This is a genomic window from Sphaerisporangium fuscum (genome assembly GCF_018531465.1).
Lineage (GTDB): Bacteria > Actinomycetota > Actinomycetes > Streptosporangiales > Streptosporangiaceae > Sphaerisporangium > Sphaerisporangium fuscum.
On the sequence record NZ_JAHDTF010000035.1, the window covers coordinates 105,219 to 126,737 of the forward strand.

The 21,519-nt window shown below is 71.4% G+C and carries 21 protein-coding genes and 1 riboswitch; of the genes, 8 read left to right on the top strand and 13 right to left on the bottom strand.

Annotation, left to right across the window (positions count from 1 at the left end; translation table 11 throughout):
• Positions 1-10: 10 nt before the first annotated feature.
• From KIK05_RS37205 to purD, 4 genes are all read right to left on the bottom strand, one after another.
• A complete protein-coding gene (locus KIK05_RS37205) occupies positions 11-1,258 on the bottom strand; it encodes a transcriptional regulator (RefSeq protein ID WP_214415584.1) in 1,248 nt (415 codons plus the stop codon).
• Between the two features lie 426 nt (positions 1,259-1,684).
• Positions 1,685-2,956 (bottom strand): UDP-N-acetylglucosamine 1-carboxyvinyltransferase, encoded by a 1,272-nt coding sequence (gene murA / locus KIK05_RS37210; RefSeq protein WP_214415556.1) that lies wholly within the window; start codon positions 2,954-2,956, stop codon positions 1,685-1,687.
• Positions 2,957-3,096: 140 nt separating this feature from the next.
• Positions 3,097-4,137 carry a hypothetical protein gene (locus tag KIK05_RS37215; protein WP_214415557.1) on the bottom strand — a complete coding sequence of 347 codons (1,041 nt, stop codon included), beginning with the start codon at positions 4,135-4,137 and terminating at the stop codon, positions 3,097-3,099.
• An 81-nt stretch (positions 4,138-4,218) separates the two neighbouring features.
• The gene (purD, locus tag KIK05_RS37220) at positions 4,219-5,451 is read right to left on the bottom strand and encodes a phosphoribosylamine--glycine ligase (RefSeq protein ID WP_214415558.1); all 1,233 of its coding nucleotides are present in this window, start codon (positions 5,449-5,451) and stop codon (positions 4,219-4,221) included.
• Positions 5,452-5,854: 403 nt separating this feature from the next.
• On the opposite strand from purD, the gene corA reads away from it, so the two are divergent.
• Positions 5,855-6,988: a magnesium/cobalt transporter CorA gene (gene corA / locus KIK05_RS37225; RefSeq protein ID WP_214415559.1), complete on the top strand. Its 1,134-nt coding sequence runs from the start codon at positions 5,855-5,857 to the stop codon at positions 6,986-6,988.
• Here the strand turns inward: corA and KIK05_RS37230 are convergent.
• From KIK05_RS37230 to tenA, 3 genes are all read right to left on the bottom strand, one after another.
• Positions 6,955-8,154 (bottom strand): SpoIIE family protein phosphatase, encoded by a 1,200-nt coding sequence (locus KIK05_RS37230; protein WP_250564067.1) that lies wholly within the window; start codon positions 8,152-8,154, stop codon positions 6,955-6,957. The two genes, corA and KIK05_RS37230, sit on opposite strands and share 34 nt — an antisense overlap.
• Before the next feature lie 156 nt (positions 8,155-8,310).
• Entirely contained in the window at positions 8,311-8,991 is a 681-nt protein-coding gene (locus KIK05_RS37235) for an alpha/beta fold hydrolase (RefSeq protein WP_250564068.1), read from the bottom strand.
• 80 nt (positions 8,992-9,071) lie between these two features.
• Positions 9,072-9,821 (bottom strand): thiaminase II, encoded by a 750-nt coding sequence (tenA, locus tag KIK05_RS37240; RefSeq protein WP_250564069.1) that lies wholly within the window; start codon positions 9,819-9,821, stop codon positions 9,072-9,074.
• Positions 9,819-9,930: riboswitch (TPP riboswitch) on the bottom strand. Its footprint overlaps the gene before it by 3 nt.
• Positions 9,931-10,064: 134 nt before the next feature.
• Between tenA and KIK05_RS37245 the strand changes: the two genes are divergently transcribed.
• Genes KIK05_RS37245 through KIK05_RS37255 form a run of 3 tightly spaced genes read left to right on the top strand, consistent with a single transcriptional unit; the run spans position 10,065 to position 14,251 of the window.
• Positions 10,065-12,056, top strand: a complete 1,992-nt coding sequence (locus tag KIK05_RS37245; RefSeq protein ID WP_308250274.1) for an APC family permease — start codon at positions 10,065-10,067, stop codon at positions 12,054-12,056.
• A gap of 10 nt (positions 12,057-12,066) precedes the next feature.
• Complete coding sequence (locus KIK05_RS37250; RefSeq protein WP_214415562.1) at positions 12,067-13,500, top strand: sensor histidine kinase; 1,434 nt, start codon at positions 12,067-12,069, stop codon at positions 13,498-13,500.
• A gap of 28 nt (positions 13,501-13,528) precedes the next feature.
• A complete protein-coding gene (locus KIK05_RS37255) occupies positions 13,529-14,251 on the top strand; it encodes a response regulator (protein ID WP_214415563.1) in 723 nt (240 codons plus the stop codon).
• On the opposite strand, the gene KIK05_RS37260 is transcribed toward KIK05_RS37255, so the two are convergent.
• On the bottom strand, positions 14,216-14,662 hold the full coding sequence (locus KIK05_RS37260; protein WP_214415564.1) for a MarR family winged helix-turn-helix transcriptional regulator: 447 nt from the start codon (positions 14,660-14,662) through the stop codon (positions 14,216-14,218). The two genes, KIK05_RS37255 and KIK05_RS37260, sit on opposite strands and share 36 nt — an antisense overlap.
• 72 nt (positions 14,663-14,734) lie before the next feature.
• On the opposite strand from KIK05_RS37260, the gene KIK05_RS37265 reads away from it, so the two are divergent.
• Positions 14,735-15,175 (top strand): hypothetical protein, encoded by a 441-nt coding sequence (locus KIK05_RS37265; protein ID WP_214415565.1) that lies wholly within the window; start codon positions 14,735-14,737, stop codon positions 15,173-15,175.
• The gene (locus tag KIK05_RS37270; RefSeq protein ID WP_214415566.1) at positions 15,172-16,716 is read left to right on the top strand and encodes a multicopper oxidase family protein; all 1,545 of its coding nucleotides are present in this window, start codon (positions 15,172-15,174) and stop codon (positions 16,714-16,716) included. Before KIK05_RS37265 ends, KIK05_RS37270 begins: the two co-directional genes overlap by 4 nt.
• A gap of 8 nt (positions 16,717-16,724) precedes the next feature.
• Here KIK05_RS37270 and KIK05_RS37275 read toward each other — a convergent pair whose 3' ends face one another.
• The 4 genes from KIK05_RS37275 to KIK05_RS37290 form a co-directional block, all read right to left on the bottom strand.
• Positions 16,725-17,261 (bottom strand): DUF1697 domain-containing protein, encoded by a 537-nt coding sequence (locus KIK05_RS37275; RefSeq protein ID WP_214415567.1) that lies wholly within the window; start codon positions 17,259-17,261, stop codon positions 16,725-16,727.
• An 80-nt stretch (positions 17,262-17,341) separates the two neighbouring features.
• Complete coding sequence (locus KIK05_RS37280; protein ID WP_214415568.1) at positions 17,342-17,854, bottom strand: hypothetical protein; 513 nt, start codon at positions 17,852-17,854, stop codon at positions 17,342-17,344.
• Positions 17,855-17,944: 90 nt separating this feature from the next.
• Positions 17,945-18,949, bottom strand: a complete 1,005-nt coding sequence (locus KIK05_RS37285; RefSeq protein ID WP_214415569.1) for a zinc-dependent alcohol dehydrogenase family protein — start codon at positions 18,947-18,949, stop codon at positions 17,945-17,947.
• Between the two features lie 37 nt (positions 18,950-18,986).
• Positions 18,987-19,385, bottom strand: coding sequence for a nuclear transport factor 2 family protein (locus tag KIK05_RS37290; protein WP_214415570.1), 399 nt, complete (start codon positions 19,383-19,385; stop codon positions 18,987-18,989).
• A gap of 88 nt (positions 19,386-19,473) precedes the next feature.
• On the opposite strand from KIK05_RS37290, the gene KIK05_RS37295 reads away from it, so the two are divergent.
• Positions 19,474-20,052 carry a TetR/AcrR family transcriptional regulator gene (locus tag KIK05_RS37295; RefSeq protein WP_214415571.1) on the top strand — a complete coding sequence of 193 codons (579 nt, stop codon included), beginning with the start codon at positions 19,474-19,476 and terminating at the stop codon, positions 20,050-20,052.
• A 3-nt stretch (positions 20,053-20,055) separates the two neighbouring features.
• On the opposite strand, the gene KIK05_RS37300 is transcribed toward KIK05_RS37295, so the two are convergent.
• Positions 20,056-20,442 carry a MerR family transcriptional regulator gene (locus tag KIK05_RS37300; RefSeq protein ID WP_214415572.1) on the bottom strand — a complete coding sequence of 129 codons (387 nt, stop codon included), beginning with the start codon at positions 20,440-20,442 and terminating at the stop codon, positions 20,056-20,058.
• Between the two features lie 93 nt (positions 20,443-20,535).
• Between KIK05_RS37300 and KIK05_RS37305 the strand changes: the two genes are divergently transcribed.
• Positions 20,536-21,276, top strand: coding sequence for an SDR family NAD(P)-dependent oxidoreductase (locus KIK05_RS37305; RefSeq protein ID WP_214415573.1), 741 nt, complete (start codon positions 20,536-20,538; stop codon positions 21,274-21,276).
• Positions 21,277-21,519 lie beyond the last annotated feature (243 nt).

A 21,519-nucleotide genomic window follows, 5' to 3' on the forward strand; every position in this document is an offset into this window, starting at 1 on the left:
CCCGGCTTCCTCAGCGGGGGCCGAGCTTCTCCACTATCAGGCGGTACAGCTGCCGGGGGCGGCCCGGTTGGGGGGTCCGGTTCGGCGGAAGCGGCCACGCGAGTCCCTCGTCAACCAACGTGCGCAGCAGGCGCCGAGCCGTGCGGGGAGTCACTCCGAGCATGCGCCCGGCGCTCTCCGCGTCCACAATCGTGTCGCCACCCTCCAGCTTGGCCGCCAGCCGTGCGAGCACTTCGACGCCCTTCGGCCGGCCCTGTCCTGGAGCCTGGGGAGGCATCCGGGGCGCGGGGACCAGCGTGCGGCCCTCGCGGTCCACGGCGAAGCCCTGGGGCTGCTTGCCGGCCTGTGTGCGGGCCAGTGCCGCCCTGGCGTGCGTCTCGGCGTCGTGGGTGGTGCGTCCCATGCCGATGCCGATCTCGACCGCGAGGCCGAGGTCGTCGCGGATCCGCGCCGCGAACGGCAGGACGCGGAAGCCGTCCGTCGCCGCGACCATGGAGCCGCGGGTCGCCGTCACCAGGTAGCTGTGATCGTCGATCGCCCATACGGCGGCGTTCATCCGATTGGCTTCCTGGACCAGCAGCCGGTGCAGGGACAACCGAAGCTCGTCACGCCAGTATCTCGGTGCCGCCCGCCGTACGGGCTCGCGTAACGTCGGTACCTCGATGAGCGCCACCGTCAGTTGCGACTCCTCCAGCCTGTGGTGCGCGCCGAGCAGCGCCGCCGTGTGCAGGGCGGTACGGACCGCCGCCGACGTCGGCCTGACCCGTACGGTCGGCACCCCCGCCGCGGTGAGCCGGTCGGCCACCGCGGGCAGGCACGTGAGCGCCGCCGTCGTGCTGCCCTGCCTGATCAGGCGCTCGTGGAAGGCCGCGACGGTGCCCGTCGCGCCCGGTTCCTCGCGCGTCTGCACGCCCGCCGTCGGCAGTCCGAGGTCGGCGTACGCCTCCTCGACGTCGGCACGACCCAGCACGTCCACACTGACCCGGCGTGGGTCGATGCGTTCGTCCAGCGCCGCCTTGGCGATCGCCGCCGTCAGCGCGGGACCCCCGAGCTGGACGTAGGTCGCCGGGATCGTGAGCACGCCGGATCGTTTGGCCAGCTCATACGGCACCGGGCTCGCGAACAGGCATGCGTCGACCCCGGGCCCCAGCCGGACCACCTTGTCGGCGGCCTCCTGCTCGTCGCGGTAGGCCGCGGCGACGAGCCGGCAGGGAACCGGAGCCGCCGCGTTGCCCATGAGCATGACGCGCTCGACCAGATCATGGGGTCCTACCACCCCGATCGTGAGGTCCGGCGCCGACGCGCCCACGCGTGACCCTCGTGGAGTTTCTTCGGCCCTTTCGACCAATGTTCGTACCATCCCGCCATACCTCTGATCGAGGTCGCCACACCGCTCGCCGGTGGGCCGGTACGTACATCCCGCGCGCCCGGCGTCCGGCATGGCTTCCTCTCGAAATCCACTGGTCGAGTCCACCTCGCCGGGCCGCCGAGCGGCTCGCCGGCAGGCGCTCCACGGGCGTTCCCGGCCAGGGTTCGTCTCCCATCCGGTCTAGTCCTCCTTGGAACGATCGCTCGCCGAGGCACTAATGTCACGCCCGGATTTGCCGGAAAGCAGCCGCGCCATGCCCGTCGGGCATGGCGCGGAGGGTTGTATCAGCAGGTCAGAGGTGCTTTACGGGCCGAGTCACGACCTAGAGGAAATCTCCCTTACCACATCCCCTCCCAGGGCGTTCATGCGCGCCGCGAGGTCGTGGTGGCCCCGGTCGATGAGGTACCCAGGGGATACGACCGTCTCGCCCTCGGCGGCCAGGCCGGCGAGCACCAGGGCGATGCCCGAGCGGAGGTCGTGGGCCGTTACGTCGGTTCCGGTCAGGGGTGTGGGGCCGTGGACGACCGCGCGGCTGCCATCGATCTCGATGTGGGCGCCCATCTTGTTGAGCTCGCCGGCGAGGGCGAAGCGCCCGTCGAAGATGCGCTCGTGGATGTAGCTGGCGCCGTCGGCGAGGCAGGCGACCGTCATGATCGGCGACTGCAGGTCGGTGGCGAAGCCGGGGTAGGTGTCGGTGATGACGTTGATCGGCCGCAGCGGCCGGTCGCGGCGCACGTGGAGGACCGCGCCGTCGGTGGCGAACTCGACGCCCATCTGCTCCAGCTTCCAGCGCACGACGCCGAGGTGCTCCAGGGAGGCGCCGACGAGGTTGACCTCGCCGCCGGTGATCGCCGCCGCCATGGCGAACACGCCCGCGTCGAGGCGGTCGGGCATCACTCGGTGCTCGACCGCGGTGAGCTCGTCGACGCCCTCGACGGTGATGAACCCCGTGCCGCCGCCGCTGATGCGGGCGCCCATCTTGGTCAGCATCTCGATGACGTCGAGAACCTCGGGCTCGAGCGCGGCGTTCTCGATGATCGTGGTGCCCTTGGCCAGGGCGGCGGCCATGATGAGGTTCTCGGTGCCCGTGTGCGAGGGGGTGTCGAGGTAGAGCGGGGCGCCGGCGAGCCCGGCGGCCTTGACGTGGATGACCGCCTCGCCCTCGTCGACCACCGCGCCGAGCCGCTTGTACCCCAGGTAGTGGAAGTCGAGGTTGCGACTGCCGAGGTTGCACCCGCCGACGCCCTCGATGACCGCCTCGCCGAGGCGGTGCAGCAGCGCGGGGACGAACAGGACCGAACCGCGGAAGCGCCGCGCGATCTCGGCCGGCAGCACGGGGCTGGTCAGCTTCGAGGCGTCGATGACCAGGGTCCGCTCGGCCTCGTGCAGCTCCACCTTGGCGCCGACGGCCTCGGCCAGCTCCACCGCCCGGCGTACGTCCTCGATGATCGGGACGTTCCGGAGCACCGTACGTCCTTCGGCGGCGAGCAGAGCCGCACCGATCATCGGGAGCACGGCGTTCTTGGCTCCCTGGATGAACGCGGTTCCGCGCAGGGCGTTGCCACCGCGCACGCGGTAACGAACCATATGATGTGGCTCCTCGGAATCTGGGGAATGACGCGCCTGACAACCGGACGGCGGCAAAGTTATCCGCCCACATTAGTCCTTTCGGGACGATGACCCGGCCGTTTCGGCGTGACTCCGCTGCCCGTGAAAGCCAAGATCACTCAACGACCCGGGGTATTCGCCGGCGAACTTGGTGAGGCCGCGTGGAGAAGGTTGTCGGCCCGCTGGTCGACGAACCTCGTCACCACCTGCTGGGCGTATCCGAACACCATCGCCCACACCAGGATCGACGTCTGAGAGCTTAGGCCGCCGAACCCCGGCACGAAGCCCGAATTCAGGATCAGCAGGCCCACGATCGCGGTGGCGACGCCGGCGGGGGCCTTGAGCAGGTTCTGCGCGACCGCCAGCGAGTAGCGCGTCGAGAGCTCCGACCTGGTCGACAGGCTGGCCGCGGTGGCGAGCGCCGCGCCCAGCATCCCGATCAGCGCCACCAGCGGCACGTCGCCGTGCGTGGGGTGCCCGGCGCCGGTCGGGCAGACCTGGTTGTCCCTCATCCCGAAGCTCGCGAGCAGGGTGCCGCTGCCGCACATGGGGATCGCGGACGGCCAGATCGCCCCGACGGTCACCAGCCCGGCCACGATGAGCGTCAGGACGGCGACGCCGCCGAGCAGCATGTTGCGGAAGCTGCGCACCCTCCCGCTCTCGATCGAGGCGGCGTTGTAGCCGGCCCTGAGCACCGACTGCAGCAACGAACGGTCCTGCTCGCCGATGTCACCGGCCGCGATGCGCGCGGCGAGCACGCTGATCCGGGCGTCGTCGGCGGGCAGGTAGGCGCGGCCGGTGGCGAGCACCTCGGGGGCGCGGGCGTTCAGCTCGCCGGCCGGGAGCAGCCCGTAGAGCAGGATGGTGGCCCCGTAGAGGTTCGACCAGGCCCCCTCGATCGCCTGGCCGGTCAGCCAGCGCCGCCAGCCCTGCCGTTCCCTGGCGTACTCCGCGGCCAGCAGCAGATGACGTCCGATCGCGGTGTGGAGCGCCTGAAGCCCCGGCTCGCCCTGGCGGATCATCACGCATCGCTCGGCGTCCGCCTGGATCTCCTCGGCGCGCGAGTTGATGTGCACCCGCCACACGCCCGGCCAGCGCAGCACCTCTCGCTGGCCGCCCTCGCCGGGCGCGTTCTGCCGTAACGCGGGGTCCACTGCCATACGCTCCTCCAGGGCTCGGCCGTCACCCCGGCTTATCGCCTCGCGAGCCCCCCGCGCTACCCCTTCCCGATCTTCGCCGGGTCAGGCCCGGGCGGCGATGTCGGTGCGGTGGTGGGAGCCGCGCAGGCGGATGCGCGAGACCTGTTCGTAGGCGGCGGCGCGGGCCGAAGGGACGTCCGGGCCGGTGCCGACGACGCTCAGCACCCGGCCGCCGGCCGAGACCACCCTGCCGGCCTCGTCGAGGGCGGTGCCGGCGTGGATGACGTAGGCGTCCTTGGCCGACGGCTCGAGCCCCTCGATGGGGTCGCCCTTGACGGGGTCGCCCGGGTAGTTCTCGGCCGCCACGACCACCGTCACGGCCGCGCCGTCGCGATGGCGGGGCGCCGGAGCGGAGGCCAGCGTGCCGGTCGCGCAGGCGTGCAGCAGGCCCGCCAGCGGCGTCTCCAGCCGGTCGAGCACCACCTGGGTCTCCGGGTCGCCGAAGCGGGCGTTGAACTCGATGACCTTCGGCCCGGAGGAGGTGAGGGCGAGGCCCGCGTACAGCACCCCGGTGTACGGCGTGCCGCGCCGCGCGAGCTCACGGACGGTCGGCAGCACGATGTCGTTCATGACCTGCTCCACCAGGCCGGGCGGGGCCCATGGGAGAGGGGTGTAGGCGCCCATGCCGCCGGTGTTGGGCCCCTGGTCGCCGTCGTAGGCGCGCTTGAAGTCCTGGGCGGGCTGCAGCGGCACGGCCGTGGTGCCGTCGCACAGCGCGAACAGCGACACCTCGGGGCCGTCGAGGTACTCCTCGACCACCACGCGCTCGCAGGCCGCCGCGTGCGCCAGTGCCTCGTCGCGGTCGGACGTCACCACCACGCCCTTGCCCGCCGCGAGGCCGTCGTCCTTGACGACGTACGGCGCGCCGAAGGCGTCCAGCGCGGCGGCGGTCTCCTCGGGCGTGGTGCACACGCGGGCCCCCGCGGTCGGCACGCCGGCGGCGACCATGACGTCCTTGGCGAACGCCTTGGAGCCCTCGACGCGGGCCGCCTCCTTGGAGGGGCCGAAGCAGGGGATGCCCGCCGCCCGTACGGCGTCGGCCACCCCCGCCACCAGCGGGGCCTCGGGGCCGACGACGACCAGCTCGGCGCCGAGCCGCACGGCGAGCGCCGTGACCTGCTCGGGGTCGGTGGACGACACGGGGTGGATGGTCGCCACCGAGGCGATGCCGGCGTTCCCGGGGGCACAGTGGAGCTCGGTCACCGTCGGGTCGAGCCCGAGGGCACGGCACAGGGCGTGCTCGCGGCCGCCGGATCCAATCACAAGTACGCGCACGTGGGGAGTCTACGGGGCGGGTCCGGGGTGTCCCGCGTCGGCGCAGGTCAGAGCCTCGGGGACGGCCCAAACCGTGCCGGGGGTACGGGGTGGCGGCGGTCTTTCGTCAACTTCTGCATGATCAGGGAATGCCCCGGGGGTGTACTCTGTTTGAGAAGGCCTGCCTGTGGTAGGTTAGGCCAGCTGTAGACCGTCCCTCTCGGCCGATCGGAGGTGGAATCGGGATGACATCTGGTGATCCCAGCAGTACGTGCTCGCGCACGTACGTCGTGCGCAAACCCGACCACTCCAATTCGGTGTCCGACTGAGAGCCACGCGTCTTTCCCCCTTTTGAGCGACGTTTGTCGCCTCTGTCTGCTTTTGCGCGCGTTGGTTCCGCCAGGTCGGGCGGAAGGGACCCGTCATGCGCTCGTCCACGCTTTTCCAGCGGATCAACCTGCACCCCCGCACCGCTCCCGTCCGGCTGCGCATCCCCGCGCCGGTCGTCCCGGTGCGTCCGGCCATTCCGACCGGCCAGTGTGTTCCGCCGAGTGACTCGGTGGTGGAGTTCGGCGCGTACGTCGACGGCAAGCGCGTCGAGGTCGCCGGCATCCCCGAGGCCATCGGCCTGGTGCGCCGGCACAACGCCTCCTCCGAGGCGGGCGGCGCCTACGTCTGGGTCGGCCTCCACGAGCCCGAGGCCCCCGAGGTCGAGTGGCTGGCCGAGGTCTTCGGCCTGCACCCCCTGGCCGTCGAGGACGCCATCAAGGCCCACCAGAGGCCCAAGGTGGAACGTTACGGAGACTCCCTCTTCGCGGTCCTGAAGACCGTCGCCTTCCTCGACCACGACGAGCTGACCGCCTCCAGCGAGATCATCGGCACCGGCGAGATCATGGTGTTCGTGGGGCCCGACTTCGTCGTCACCGTGCGCCACGGCGAGCACTGCGCGCTGGCCGAGGTCCGCCGGCGCATCGAAGAGAAGCCCAAGATCATGTCGCGCGGCCCCTCCGGCGTGCTCCACGCCATCGCCGACCACGTCGTCGACAAGTACCTCTCGGTCGCCGACCAGATGCAGGTCGAGCTCGAGGAGGTCGAGGCCGCCGTCTTCGCCGACGTCAGCTCCCGCGACATCGGCCGCATCTACCAGCTCAAGCGCGAGATGCTCGAGATGAAGCGCGCCGTCACGCCGCTGCAGGCCCCGCTCAGGGCCCTGCCGTCGCGCCGCATGATCCCCTCGGAGATGCGCGAATACTTCCGTGACGTCGTCGACCACCTCTCGCGGGTCTGTGACCAGGTCGAGTCGTCGAACGAGCTGTGCAACTCCATCCTGGAGGCCGCGCTGGCGAGGTCCAACGCGCTGGCCAACGAGGACATGCGCAAGATCTCGGCCTGGGTCGCGATCATCTCGGTCCCCACGATGATCGCCGGCATCTACGGCATGAACTTCGACCACATGCCCGAGCTGAAGGCCGTGTGGGGCTATCCGGTGGTGATCGGGGTCATGCTCGTCTCCTGTGCCCTCCTCTACCGGAGCTTCCGCCGCAACAGCTGGCTCTGAGCGCCGGTCGCCGCCTCGGCGGGCACGCCGAGGGCGAGCACCGCGGTGTCGTCCTCCAAGCCCCGGCCAAAGCCCTCCAGCAGGCCCTTGACGGCCTCGACCGCCTCGGCGGGCGAGGCCGAGGGCAGCCGGTCGGCGAAGGCCAGCAGGGCCTCCTGCCCGAAGCGCCCCTCCTCCGAGCAGGTGCGCGCGTCGATCAGCCCGTCGGTGTACAGCAGCAGCGTGTCACCCGGCCCGAGGCGCGTGCCGGTCGACACGAATGACGGCGAGGGCAGTATCCCGGCCGGCATGCCGCCCGGCGTCGGCAGGTAGCAGGCCGGGCCGTCCGCGGACAGCAGCAGCGCCGGAGGGTGGCCTCCGCTCGCCAGCGCCACCTCGAAACCCTCCGCGCCGGGGGTGAGGGTCCCGGCGATGACCGTGCAGTACCGCGTCGCCTCGTTCGCGTAGCGCTCGTGCAGGGCCGTGTCGAGGGTGCTCAGCATGCCTGCCGGGTCGGGGGCGTGCAGGGCGGCGGCCCGCAGCGTGTAGCGGGTCAGCGAGGTCACCGCCGCCGCCTCCGGGCCCTTGCCGCACACGTCCCCCAGGAAGAAGCACCAGCGTCCGTCGCCCAGCGCGAACAGGTCGTAGAAGTCGCCGCCCAGGTTGTCAGATGAGGCCGTTTGGTAGTGGGCGGCCGCTTCCAGTCCCGGGACGTCCGGCAGCGAGGGAGGCAGCAGGCTCTGCTGCAGCGTGGCCAGCACCTTCTGCAGCCGTTCGCGGTCCTGCTCGGCCTCCTGGCGGGCGCGCAGTAACTCCTTCTCGTACGCCCTGCGGTCCCGGGCGTCGAACACCGTGGTCCTGATCAACATCGGCAGGCCGTCCGCGCCGGTCTTCACCACCGAGGTGACCAGCACCGGCAGCCGTCCGCCGTCCGCCGTTCTCAGCTCCAGCGCGATGCCGCTGATCTCGCCCTGCATGCGCAGCAGGGGCGCGAAGTGGGTCTCGTGGTAGAGCTTCCCGCCGACGGTGAGCAGGTCGGAGAAGTACTTCCGGCCCACCACCTCCTCGCGCCGGTGGCCGAGCCAGCCGAGCAGCGTCTGGTTGATCTTGGCGATCTTGCCGTCCAGCAGGGTGGACAGGTAACCGCACGGGGCGTTCTCGTAGAGATCCTCGGCGCTGTCCTCCAATAGTGCCGTGAATTCCGTATCCGTCTGCCGCGATCGGTTCATCATTCCCGGGCGAAGCCGGCGATGGCCTCAAGTGGCTTCGGGGGCGCTCAGCTGCGGACAGTGGCCGGTCGCGTCGAGCGTGATCAGCCGGCTGCCGCCGATCGCCGCGTGCACTCAGGCGCCGACCTCGCGCGGTGCGATCACGTCCTGCTCGCATTCCAGGATCAACGTCGGCAGCGTGACCGTCGCCAGGTCGTCCCGGTGGTCGGCCAGGAAGGTGGTGCGGGCGAACACCCGGGCGATCGCCGGGTCGGTGCGGCAGAACGCGTTGGTCAGCTCCTCGCCGAGCTCGGGCCGCTCCGGGTTGCCCATGATCACCGGTCCCATGGCGGCGGACCAGCCCAGGTAGTTGGCCTCCAGCGAGTCCAGGAGCTCCTCGATGTCGGCGGCGCTGAACCCGCCCCGGTAGTCGCCGTCGTCGATGTAACGGGGCGAGGGCACCAGGAGCACCAGCTTGCCGAACCGCTCGGGTTCGCGGGCCGCGGCCAGCACCCCGACCATGGCGCTCACCGAATGCCCCACGAACACCACGTTCCGCAGGTCGAGCTCCTGGCAGATGTCCAGCACGTCCTGGGCGTAGCCGTCCAGCGAGCCGTAGCGCTCCTCGCTCCAGGCCGACAGGTCCGACCGGCCCGAGCCGACGTAGTCGAACAGGACCACCGGGAACTCCTCGGCCAGCACCGGTGCCACCAGCCGCCAGAGGTTCTGGTCACAGCCGAACCCGTGCGCGAGCATCACCACCGGCGCACCGGGCCGACCGTTCACCACAACGTTGTTCCTGCTCCGTACGTCCATCTGGACATCGTCTCATTCCGCCGATAATTCTTGACTCGCCACATCTACCCAGAAAACGGGCAAATCACGGCGCGGCGGGTTCAGAGTGGCCAGGTCTCCCGCCGCCAGGCGGCGTCCCAGAACATCCACTCGTAGCGCGACGTCGTGACGAAGTGCTCGGTGGCCCGGGCGCGCTGCGCGGGGGTGGCCTCCCGGCCGGTGCGGTCGGCGAGGGCGACCACGCGGCGCACCACGCTCTGGAAGGCCTCGTCCCCGTAGGTCGCGATCCACCGGCGGTACAGCGGGTCGGGAGACGAACGTTCGAGCAGCGCCTCGCCGACCCGGGCGTAGATCCAGTAGCAGGGGAGCACCGCGGCGAGACCGTCGAGGAACGACCCGCCGTACACCGTCGCCAGCAGATAACTGGTGTAGGCGCGGGTCGTCGGCCCGACGGGCAGCGCCGCCGCCTCCCCGGCCGACCCGCCGAGCTGCGACATGAACTCCGCGTGCATCTCCTGCTCGGCGGCGATCGCCCCGACCGCGTCGGCGGCGAAGGCCCGCACGTCGTCCTCCTCCGGGGCCCTGGCCGCGCACAGGGCCAGCGCGCGGGCGTAGTCACGCAGGTAGTGCGAGTCCTGCACCACGAAGTGGCGGAAGGCCTCGCGCGGCAGGGTGCCGTCGACCAGGCCCGTGATGAACGGATGGTCGAGGATCGCCGCGTAGATCGGCTCGATCGCCGCCCACAACTCCTGGCTGAAGGACCACGGGCCGGGCTCCTCCATGGACGGCCGTGTGGCGGTTTCGACGGGGGACGGCCCCAGGCTCGCCCCGGGGAACAGTGCGTCGGACATCGTTTCGGACCAACTCCCTACGCCGGCATGACCCGGTCAGGTTCAGGCGGTCTGTGGCCGCGCCAGCCACACTCTCAGCCCGATGCGCCGGGCTCCCGCGGTGTCCGATCGAGGCTAACGCACGAACCGCGCGCCGCCACGGGGGACCGTCCCCGTTAAGGACGCGTCAAGATCGGAGCCGCCGGTGTCATGAACGCGTTAGGGCCGCTGTCCTGCGGATTCGTGCCCTACTTAAATGGAGGTGTGAAGCTCGAAGCCTCCAAGCGAGTGCTCGTGGGAAGGCCGCTGCGCAGCTCGCAGCTGGGCGAGACGCTCCTGCCGAAGAAGCTGGCGCTTCCCGTCTTCTGCAGCGACGCCCTGTCGTCCAACGCGTACGCCACCGAGGAGATCCTGCTGGCGCTCGGCCTGGGCGGGCTGGCGATGCTGACGCTCACCCCGTGGGTGGCGCTGGCCGTGGCGGTGCTGCTGGTGGTGGTCGTCGCCTCCTATCGCCAGACCTGCCACGCCTATCCGCGAGGTGGCGGCGCGTACACCGTCAGCCGCGAGAACCTCGGCCGCGACGCGTCGCTGATCGCCGCCAGCGCGCTGCTGGTCGACTACGTGCTGACCGTCGCGGTGTCGGTCGCGGCGGGCGTGGCCAACATCGTCTCCGCGCTGCCGTCGCTGTCGCCGTACGCGGTGCAGATCTCGATCGGCATGGTCGCGGTGCTGACCGTCATGAACCTGCGCGGCGTCAAGGAGTCCGGCACCGTCTTCGCGATCCCGACCTACGGCTTCATCTTCCTGGTGTTCACCATGATCCTCTGGGGTGTGGCGCGGATCGCCGCGGGACATGTGCCGGTGGCCGAGTCGGCCGGGTTCGGCGTCTCGCCCGCGACCCAGGCCACGGGGGCGCTCGCGCTGCTGCTGGCGCTGCGGGCGTTCTCCCAGGGCTGCACCGCGCTGACCGGTGTGGAGGCGATCAGCAACGGCGTGCCGAACTTCCGCAGACCCAAGAGCAGGAACGCCGCCACGACCCTCGCCGTCATGGGCGCCATCGCGGTGGCGATGTTCGGAGGGATCACCGCCCTGGCCGTCGTCACGCGGGTGCACGTGGCCGACACCCCCTGGCATCTGACCGGCACGCCGGCGGGGTACCAGGCCAAGACCGTGATCGCGCAGGTGGGCGCGGCGGTGTTCGGCGGTGCCTCGCCGTTGTTCTTCCTGCTGACCGCCTTCACCGCGGGGATCCTGATCCTGGCGGCCAACACCGCCTTCAACGGTTTCCCCATCCTGGCCTCGATCCTCGGCCAGGACGGCTTCCTGCCGCACCAGTTCGGCAGGCGCGGCGACCGTCTGGTCTTCAGCAACGGCATCATCCTGCTGGCGCTGCTGGCCGGCGGGCTGATCTGGGCGTTCCACGCCAGCACCACCCGCCTGATCCAGCTGTACATCATCGGGGTGTTCGTCTCCTTCACCCTCAGCCAGGCCGGCATGGTGCGCCACTGGACCCGCCTGCTGGCCACCTGCGACCCGGCCGCCCGCAGGCACCTGCACCGCGCGCGTGCCGTCAACGCCCTGGGTGCCTGCTTCACCGGCCTGGTGCTGATGGTGGTGCTGGTGACGAAGTTCACGCACGGCGCCTGGATCGTCGTGATCGCCATGCCGCTGGTGTTCCTGCTGATGAAGGGCGTGCGGCGGCACTACGACACGGTGGCGGACGAGCTGCGGCCCGGCCCGCAGGGCGTCACCCTGCCGAGCAGCGTGCACGCCGTGGTGCTGGTGTCCAAGCTGCACACCCCGACCCTGCGGGCCCTGGCGTTCGCCCGCGCGACGCGCCCGAGCACGCTGACGGCGGTGACCGTGCAGAGCGCCGACACCGAGGCCCTGGAGCGCGAGTGGACCGAGCGCGGCATCCCGGTGCCGCTGACCGTCCTCGACTCGCCCTACCGCGAGATCACCGGACCGGTGCTCGACTATGTCTCGCACCTGCGCCGCAGGAGCCCGCGCGACGTGGTGTCGGTGTTCATCCCCGAGTACGTCGTGGGGCACTGGTGGGAGCAACTGCTGCACAACCAGAGCGCCCTGCGGCTGAAGACGAGGCTGCGGTTCCGGCCGGGCGTCATGGTCACCAGCGTGCCCTGGCAGCTGGGCTCGGCCGCCGGACTCGCCCGCCGCCCCGACGAGCAGGCGGCCATCGAACAGCACACCGAGCAGAAGGCGGCCGTCGAACGGCACAGCGCCGCGGGTGTGTGACAGTGGAACCATGGTGGACGCGGCACCCACGCCTGCGCCTCGCGCCGAGCACGAGGGCCGGTTGCCGCTGCCCGGCGCCGGGCTGCCGGGTTCCCGGCGCGGGGCGGCGTTCGTGCTGGCCGCCGTCGCGCTGCCCGCGCTGACGGCCGTCCTGGTCGCCCTGCGCGGCACGCTGGCGCTGGAGAGCGTCCTGCTGCTGTACCTGCTGGCCGTGGTCGTCGTCGCGGTCGTCGGCGGCACCTGGCCGGCCCTCGTCGCCGCGGTGGCCTCGTTCCTGCTGGCCAACTTCTTCTTCGCCGAGCCGCTCGGCACCTTCTTCGTGTCCGGCCGCGACAGCCTCATCGCCCTGACGGTCTTCCTGGCCGTGGCCGTCACGGTCAGCGTCACCGTCGACATGGCGGCCCGAAGGCGGGTGGCCGAGTCGCGCAGCCGCATGGAGGCGCGGATCATGTCCCGCGTCGCGGCCGAGCCCGTGGCCGAGGCGTCGCTGAGCGCCGTGCTGAACCAGGTGCGTTCGACCTTCGCGATGCGCTCGGTCGCGCTGCTCGAACGGCGGGGGGACGGCGAGCGGCAGCTCGGGCTGGTCGGCCCTCCCCTCACCGGCCGTCCCGCCATCAGCGTGACCGCGGGCCCGGGGCTGCGCCTGGTCGGCGAGGGGCCGCAGATCTTCGCCGAGGACCGCCGCGTGCTGAGCACCCTGGCGCAGGCCGCGGGGCGGGTGGTGGAGGGGCGCAGGCTCGCCGGTCAGGCCCGGCAGGCGCGCGAGCTGGCCGAGATCGACCGTGTTCGCGCGGCGTTGCTGGCGGCCGTGGGCCACGATCTGCGCACTCCGCTGGCCGGCATCAAGGCCGCCGTCTCCAGCCTGCGGCAGGCCGACGTCGAGTGGAGCGAGGCGGACCGGCAGGAGCTGCTCGCCGCCATCGAGGACTCCACCGACCGGCTCGGCGACCTCATCGCCAACCTGCTCGACATGACCAGGTTGCAGGCCGGCGCGCTCAGCATCTCCCTGCGCCCGGTCGCGGTCGACGAGATCGTCGCCAGCGCGCTGATCGGCCATCCGGCGGCGCTGACCGAGGTCGAGGTGCCCGACGACCTGCCGCACGTGCTCGCCGATCCCGGCATCGCCGAGCGCGTGGTCGCGAACCTGGTCGCCAACGCCCGGCGCTTCTCGCCACCGGGCCGGCCGGTGCGCGTCCAGGCCGAGGCGGGCGCGGCGACCGTACGGCTCCAGGTGATCGACCGCGGGCCGGGTGTCCCCGAGAGCGGCTGGGAGCGGATGTTCCAGCCGTTCCAGCGCCTGGACGACCGCTCGCCCGGCGGCAGTGGTCTCGGCCTCGCCATCGCCCGCGGCTTCACCGAGGCCATGGGCGGCACCCTGCGCCCCTCCGCCACCCCCGGTGGCGGACTCACCATGACCATCACCTTGCCGAGGGCGTCCACATGACGATCATCCTGTCGCGGGCGTTCGCGCCGTGACGCGCGTTCTCATCGTCGACGACGAGCTGCCGCTGCTGCGCGCGCTCGGCATCAACCTGCGCGCCCGTCACTACGAGGTCGACACCGCGGCCGACGGTGCCACCGCGCTGTCGCTGGCGGCCAGGCACCCGCCCGACGTCGTCATCGTCGATCTCGGTCTGCCCGACATCGACGGTGTCGAGGTGGTGCGCGGGCTCCGCGGCTGGTCGGCGGCGCCGATCATCGTGCTCTCGGCGCGTGAGCAGCAGGCCGACAAGGTCACCGCCCTGGACGCCGGGGCCGACGACTACGTCACCAAGCCGTTCGGCATGGACGAGCTGCTGGCCCGGATCCGTGCCGCGCTGCGCCGCGCCGCCCCGGCCACCAACGAGCCGGTCGTGCACACCGGGGCCTTCACGGTCGACCTGGCGGCGAAGAAGGTCGTGGCGGGTGACCGGGAGATCCGTCTCACGCCGACCGAGTGGCAGATCCTGGAGGTGCTCGTCCGCAACTCCGGCAAGCTGGTGGACCACCGCCGGCTGCTCCACGACGTGTGGGGGCCCGCCTACGGCACCGAGACGAACTACCTGCGCGTCTATCTCGCCCAGTTGCGCCGCAAGCTGGAGCCCGACCCCGCCCACCCGCGGTACCTGATCACCGAGCCGGGCCTCGGCTATCGCTTCGAGCCCGCCGGCCGGTCGGCCTCAGGGGGAGATGAACCTGCCCAGCAGGTGCCGTAGCTGGTCCCGCTCTTCGGGGGTCAGGTGGGCCAGCAGGTCGCCGTTGACGCGGACGGCGACCTGCTCCGCGCGGGCGAACAGCTCCCGGCCCGCTTCGGTGAGCTCCACGGCGTAGGCGCGCCGGTCGCCGATGGCGGGCCGGCGGACGGCCAGGCCGCGGGCCTCGAGATCGTCGACGGTCCGCACGATCGACGACTTGTCGCTGCCGGTGAGCGCGCCCAGTTTGCGCTGGTTGACCGCGCCGTGCCGTACCAGGTTGAGCAGCACGCCGAAGTGGCGGCCCTCGATGCCCAGCGGGGTGAGCGCCTCGGAGAACGCCGCGGACGCGCGCTTGCCCGCGAGCTGCAGCAGCGGCCCGAGGCTGTAGTCGCGGCCTGGCGGTGGTGGGCCAGGGGGCTGTTCAGCATCCATCGTGTCTCCAGTGTAGGGTGACCGGAGATTGTCTCAAACGAGACAGTCTCTCGACGGCCATTTGAGGGTTCGATGACGACTTCTCCCCTACTCGCCGCGACCGGCCGCGACCGTACCGACCGGCCCCCACGCTGGGTGCGGTGGCCCTTCCGCGTCACGATGACGGTGGCCGCGGTGCTGCTGTTCGACCAGGCGGTGTTCGCCGGGCAGTTCCTGTCGGGCACGTTCGCCGCCCTGCACACCCACCGGGAGAACGCCACGGTCGCCGGGATCGCCGTGCTGGTCGCCGCGCTCGCCGCGATCCCCATCCGGTGGCCGGGCCGCGGGCCGGTCTGGCCGGCGCTCGCCTGCCTCGGGCTGTTCGGCCTCGTCGCCCTGCAGATCATGCTGGGCTTCGCGCGGACGCTGACCGTGCACATCCCGCTCGGGGTCTCGATCATCTTCCTCGGGGCGCTGCTGACCTACTCGGCCTGGCGCCGGCCCCGTCCGGCGGAGGACGGCGGGCGGGCATGAGGGCGATGAACAGGCGGGGCTTCTTCGGCGTGCTGGGCGGCGCGGCGATGGCGGCCGGGGCCGGCGTGCCGCTCCTTTCGGGCATACGCGGCTCCACCTCGACGGGCACCCTGCTGTCCAGCCGCGTGCCGCTGCCGGGCCGCTTCCGACGGCCCCTGGCGGTCCCGCCGGTGCTGGATCCGGTACGCCGCGACGCCGCCGGCGACCACTACGAACTCGTGCAGCGGGCGGCGCGGGTCGAGCTGATCCCCGGCTTGCAAACCGAAATATGGGGATATAACGGCATCTTTCCCGGGCCGACGATCGTGTCGCGCAGCGGGCGCCCCACGGTCGTACGGCACCGGAACGAACTGCCGGTGCCCGTCGTCGTCCACCTGCACGGCGGCCGCACCCCGTCGTCCGAGGACGGCTACCCGACCGACCTGCTGATGCCGGTCGGCGCCACCGAGCACGGCCACCACATGGCCGGGGCCGTCACGCGGGGGGAACGCGACTACCGCTATCCGCTGGAACAACGCGCCGCGACCCTCTGGTACCACGACCACCGGATGGACTTCACCGGCCCCAGCGTCTGGCGCGGCCTCGCGGGCTTCCACCTCGTCCACGACGACGAGGAGGACGCCCTGCCGCTGCCCCGAGGCGAGCGCGACCTGCCGTTGATGATCGCCGACCGGTCCTTCGGCGAGGACGGCTCGCTGCTGTACCCCAGCCTCGACCCCACCCTCACCAGACCCGGCGTCAGGGACGCCTACAGCCCCGGAGTGCTCGGCGACGTCATCCTGGTCAACGGGGTGCCGTGGCCGTACGCCGAGGTCCCCGCGGTCCGCCACCGGTTGCGGCTGCTCAACGCCTCCAACGCCCGGCGCTACCGGCTCGCCCTGGACCCCCCGCCTCCCGGCGGCGGCGGGCTCGTCCAGATCGGCACCGACGCCGGGCTGCTGGACCGTCCGCTCCGGCACGACGCCATCGAGATGGCGCCCGCCCAGCGGTACGACGTCGTGGTCGACTTCGGCGCCTACCGCGCCGGCCAGGAGGTCACGCTGGTCAACCAGTTCGGCGACGGCCCCGCCGCACAGGTCATGCGCTTCCGCGTCACCCACGCGGCCCGCGACGACAGCCGGGTGCCCGAACGGCTGTCGCGGATCGCGCCGCTGGACCGCGCCCAGGCCGTGGTCAACCGCACCCTGCGCTTCCGGCACGACACCGTGCACGGCATGACCGGCTGGACGATCAACGGCATGCCCTTCGCGCCCGATGTCGTCCACGCCCGCGCCCGGCTCGGCACCGTCGAGATCTGGCGGCTCACCACCGACTTCCACCATCCCGTCCACGTGCACCTGGCGCCGTTCCAGGTGCTCACGCGCGGGAACGGCGGGCCGGGCGCGTACGACCGGGGCTGGAAGGACACCCTCGATCTGCGGCCGGCCGAGCAGGCGGAGATCATCATCCGCTTCGACGGTTACACCGGCCGCTACGTCTTCCACTGCCACAACCTCGAACACGAGGACATGGCCATGATGGGGAACCTGCTGGTGACCTGAGGCGCCGGTCAGGCCACGGCCAGGGCGAGGAGCTTGGTCACCGTGCTCCAGTTGCGGGTGGTGGCGGTGTTGCCCGCCAGCGCCGGCAGCTTCGCCAGCAGGGGTGCCAGCTTGGTCCGGCGCAGGCCGTCGGGGTAGTACGTGTAGATCTCGCGCCGGCCCACGCGCATCTCCTCCGGCGCGTAGTCCGCCGGGTCGATGGCCTCCAGGGCCTGTCTGTCAGGTTCGCGGGCGTAGAACGTCACCGCGAACCTGACCGGATCCCGCACCTCAAGCGGGTTCTCCTCCACCGTGGCCCGGAGTTCGTCCGCCGTCCGGATCACGACCGGAACCTTCCTGCCGAGGCGCTCGCCGATCCGCCGCTCGATCGCCGAGGCGACCCGCTCGGGCGGCTCCCCGTCGGCGGTGAGCAGGGCGTTCCCGCTCCGCAGGTAGGTCCGCACACCGCCGTACCCGAGACTCTCCAGCACCTCACGGAGATCGCCCATGGCGAGCGTGGTCTGAGGGCTGATGTTGATCCCACGTAGCAGGGCCACATACCGCACGGCGTCGCTTCCTCTCCCAGATCGAGAAGGCCCACGCTAACGACCGTACCTGCCACCCCTTGTCACGTATCCGGGGACGATCAACCCGCCGCGGGACGGCTCGCCGCGTACTCCAGGTACCGGCGGATCACCTCCCGCACCCGGGGCTCGAACCGCGGCCAGTCGCCGAGCTCCTTGTCGAGTTCGTCGCACGCCTCCATGCCGCGGGCGCTGTACTGCAGCATCAGCCGGAGCGACTTGGCCTTGGCGCAGCGGGCGAAGGCGTCGCGGGCGGACTTCCTGGTGTAGTCCGCGGGTGTGTAGCAGGCGGTGAGGAGCCTGTCGATCTCCGGCTTGGCCCGCTTGACGAACCTCTTCGTCGCGGGCAGCTCCGGCGGGACCAGATCCACGAGGTTCGCCTTGAGCCACTCCAGGTCTCGCGGATCGGTTCCGGGCCGGTACTGCCGCAGCTCACTCATGTAGCCCTCCAGCAGCGACCGGAGCGGCTTCAGCCTGGCCTCGTCCGGGGGACAGTCGGCGTACGCGGGGGTGGTGGGGGTCAGCATCAGCAGTGCGGCAAGGGTTCCGCTCAGTCCGACCGCTGCGATCTTCACGCTCACTCCTCTTCGGGACTCCGATCCTGTGATCACCGATTGTATGATCATGAATACGCGGTGTCATGGACCGGAGCTCCGCGGGCCGGGTCAGATGGTGATCACCACCTTGCCGAACGTCTCCTCCGAGGCGTAGTACCGGTAGGCGGCGGGGGCGTCGTCGAAGCCGAAGGTCCGGTCGACGACCGGACGCAGGCCGTTGACCTCGATCGCGCGGTTCATCGCGAGGAACTGGGCGCGGCTGCCGACCGCGACCGTGCGCAGGGTGGCGCCGGAGGCGAACAGCACCCGAGGGTCGATCGGAGACGCGGTCTCGGAGACGAAGCCCACGCAGGCGACGTGGCCGGCCACCGTGACCGCCCTCAGTGACTGTTCCAGCAGGCCGGCGACGTCGACGACCCGGTCGGCGCCCCGGCCGCCGGTCAGCTCACGGACCTCGCCCGGCCAGTCGGGCGTGGCCCGGTAGTCGATGACCTCGTCGGCGCCGAGCTCGGCCAGGCGGGCCGCCTTCGCCGGGCTGCTCGTCGTGGCGATCACCCGGGCTCCGAGAGCCTTGGCGAAACTCAGCGCGAACAGCGACACCCCGCCGGATCCCTGCAGCACGACGGTCTGTCCGGCGCGCAGCCCCGCGCCGTCCCCGGTCAGGGCGTTCCAGGCGGTCACCGCGGCGCAGGGGAGCGTCGCGGCCTCCTGGTAGGAGAGGTGGGCGGGAACCGGCACGAGGGCCTTCTCGTCGAGCAGCGCGAGCTCGGTCAGCATGCCGTCCAGGGAGCCGCCCAGCTGCGCGAGATGCTCGGCCCCGAACGGTCCGTCCTGCCAGGCGGGGAACAGCGTGGCCGTCACCCGGTCACCGACGCGCACCGAGCTCACGCCGGGGCCGAGCGCCACGACCTCGCCGGCGCCGTCCGACACCGGCACCACATCCGGCTTCACCGGCAGCACGTAGTCGCCGCGCAACACCATCAGCTCGCGGAAACTCAGCGACACCGCCCGTACGGCGACCAGGACCTGTCCCGGGCCCGGCACGGGGTCCTCGTGCTTCCTGATCGACAGGCCGTCCAGGCCGGCGCCGCTGTCGAGGTGGTAACTACGCATGGCTGTTCCTTCTCCTTCTGCTCTCGGGGTCCGTCGCTCAGCCGTCCAGGCCGCTCTCGGCGGCCAGCGGGACCTCGCCGGCGGTCTTGCTGTAGCCGAGGGCCTCGACGATGAGGCCGTCACGCAGGCGCATGAGGTTCACCCCGCGTACCGAGTCGGCGGGGCCGTCGCCGAAGCGGTAGCGCCAGCGGATCGTCGCCCGCTCGCCGGCGACCACCACCTCCTCGGGCTCGAACTGCGTGCTGCGGTCCTCGGCGAGCGCCTGCCAGAACGCCAGGCAGGCGTCGCGGCCTTCGTACCGTGCGCCGTCGGGCGCCGGCTGGATCGCCTCCATCACGCAGTCGTCGCCGATCAGGCCGGCGAGCACGGACGGGTCGTGGTGGACGAAGGCGTGGTTGAAACGGTCGATGACGTCGGCGGTGGTGCGGTCGGACACGGGAACTCCTCGGAGATAGAACGTTCGGTCTATGGCTCAATGTATCGACCGGTTGTTCTACTCGTCAACCCATGGCAGGCTGGCGGGCATGAACACTCGCACCACACCCGGGCCACGCGAACGCCTGCTGGACGCCGCCCAGAAGCTGACCTACAGCCAGGGCGTGGGCGTCGGCGTCGACGCGCTGCTCAAGGCCGCCAACGTGGCCCGCCGGTCGCTGTATGAGCACTTCGGCGGCAAGGACGGTCTGATCGCCGAAGTGCTACGACGCAGCACCGCCGAGGACGAGGCCCGCTACCGGGAGACCATGGACGCCGCCGGTGACGACCCGCGCGCCCGGCTGCTGGCCGTCTTCGACAGGCTCGCGACCACGATCGACGAGCCGGACTTCCGCGGCTGCCGTTACCTGGCGGCCGACCTCGCCCTGGCCGACCCCGCCCATCCCGGTCACGCCGTCACCCGTGAATACCGCCGGCACGTCCAGCGGCTGTTCGAGCACGAACTGGTGCGACTCGGCCATCCGCGTCCCGCCCACGCCGCCGGGCAGCTTCTCCTGCTCGTCGACGGCATGCTGGCCGCCGGCGCCACCCGGCCCGAAACCTGCCCGGCCGCGCTGGTCCGTGAACTCGCCGAACAGGTCCTCGACGCCGCACCCGGGCCGAGCTGACGTTCAGCGGACCGAGACCGGGGCGGCGGTCGCGCTCCCCGACGCCGTGTCGATCACTTCGTCCAGGACCTCGCGGGAGCGGACCAGATCGGTGATCATCCGGTTGATGCGGTCGCGCTCCGCGGTGAGATCGTCGACCAGCTTCGGGGTGGCGATCTCGTTCGGCCGGCCGTCCGCGTCTCTCATGCAGGGCAGCAGTTGTGCGATCTTCTTGCTGCTCAGGCCCGCGGCGTAGAGCGTCTGGATGCGTACGACGCGGTCGACCGCCCACTCGCCGTAGTGCCGGTGGCCGCCGGGAGTGCGCTCCGCGCGGAGCAGCCCCTGCGCCTCGTAGTAGCGCAGAGAACGCTCGCTCACACCGCTGCGCCGGGCCAGCTCGCCGATCCGCATCGCTCACCTCGCACGACGACGACTTGAATCTGACGTCAATGTCAACTTCTACCATGCCGGCATGACGAGCGCACGGTCGACGGAGGAAGCATCATGAGTGACCTGACCGGCAAGGTGGCACTGGTGACCGGCGGCAGCCGAGGGATCGGCGCGGCGACGGCGAGACGGCTGGCCGGCGCGGGGGCGGCGGTCGCGCTGACCTACGTCCAGGCGGCGGACCAGGCACGCGAGGTCGCCAAGCGGATCGAGGCCGACGGCGGCAGGGCCGTGGTCATCCAGGCCGACCTGGCCCGACCGCAGGCCGCCGCGGAGGCGGTGGAGCGGACGGTACGAGAGCTGGGCCGCATCGACATCCTGGTGAACAACGGGAGTTTCCTGGCCTACGGCCCGCTGGCGGAGGTGTCGGCCGCGGAACTGGACCGGGTGCTCGCCGTCGACGTCCGGTCGGTGTTCCTGGCCGCCCAGGCCGCTGCCCGGCACATGGGCGACGGCGGGCGGATCATCAGCATCGGGTCGTGCTTCAACGGACGCGTCCCCGGCTCGAACTTCGTCCTGCAGGCGATGGCCAAATCCGCGCTCATCGGACTGACCAAGGGACTCGCGCGGGAGCTGGGGCCACTCGGGATCACCGCCACGGTCGTGGACCCCGGCCCGATCGACACCGACATGAACCCGGCCGACGGCGAGACCGCCGAGTTCCAGCGCTCCCTCACCGCCCTGGGGCGCTACGGCGAGGCCGAGGACATCGCCGCCGCGGTGGCCTACCTGGCGGGTCCCGGCGGCCGCTACATCACCGGCACCGCTCTGGCCGTGGACGGCGGGTACACCACCTGACGGCGAACCGTCCCGGTCCGCTCTCCGCCCGGCCGGCGGAGAGCGGACGGTCGCGTGTGGCGTCAGCTGCCGAGCGCCGCGGGTCACAGGCTGTTGGCGGTGATGTCGCCGTTGGCGGTGGTGGCGTGGATGTGGAGTTCGGGGGTGCCGTTGTTCTTGAGGGTGTTGGTGATGCGGCCGTGGGTGGTGCCGGCGTCGAGGGTGGCTGAGATGCCGGCGGCGGTGGTGACGGTGATGTCGCCG

Coding starts and splice junctions, on each gene's coding strand:
- murA (WP_214415556.1), bottom strand. CDS start 2,956: ATGGTTCGTTACCGCGTGCGCGGTGGCAACGCCCTGCGCGGAACCGCG.
- KIK05_RS37215 (WP_214415557.1), bottom strand. CDS start 4,137: ATGGCAGTGGACCCCGCGTTACGGCAGAACGCGCCCGGCGAGGGCGGC.
- corA (WP_214415559.1), top strand. CDS start 5,855: ATGCGCTCGTCCACGCTTTTCCAGCGGATCAACCTGCACCCCCGCACC.
- KIK05_RS37235 (WP_250564068.1), bottom strand. CDS start 8,991: ATGGACGTACGGAGCAGGAACAACGTTGTGGTGAACGGTCGGCCCGGT.
- tenA (WP_250564069.1), bottom strand. CDS start 9,821: ATGTCCGACGCACTGTTCCCCGGGGCGAGCCTGGGGCCGTCCCCCGTC.
- KIK05_RS37250 (WP_214415562.1), top strand. CDS start 12,067: ATGGTGGACGCGGCACCCACGCCTGCGCCTCGCGCCGAGCACGAGGGC.
- KIK05_RS37260 (WP_214415564.1), bottom strand. CDS start 14,662: ATGGATGCTGAACAGCCCCCTGGCCCACCACCGCCAGGCCGCGACTAC.
- KIK05_RS37265 (WP_214415565.1), top strand. CDS start 14,735: ATGACGACTTCTCCCCTACTCGCCGCGACCGGCCGCGACCGTACCGAC.
- KIK05_RS37270 (WP_214415566.1), top strand. CDS start 15,172: ATGAGGGCGATGAACAGGCGGGGCTTCTTCGGCGTGCTGGGCGGCGCG.
- KIK05_RS37285 (WP_214415569.1), bottom strand. CDS start 18,949: ATGCGTAGTTACCACCTCGACAGCGGCGCCGGCCTGGACGGCCTGTCG.
- KIK05_RS37295 (WP_214415571.1), top strand. CDS start 19,474: ATGAACACTCGCACCACACCCGGGCCACGCGAACGCCTGCTGGACGCC.
- KIK05_RS37300 (WP_214415572.1), bottom strand. CDS start 20,442: ATGCGGATCGGCGAGCTGGCCCGGCGCAGCGGTGTGAGCGAGCGTTCT.
- KIK05_RS37305 (WP_214415573.1), top strand. CDS start 20,536: ATGAGTGACCTGACCGGCAAGGTGGCACTGGTGACCGGCGGCAGCCGA.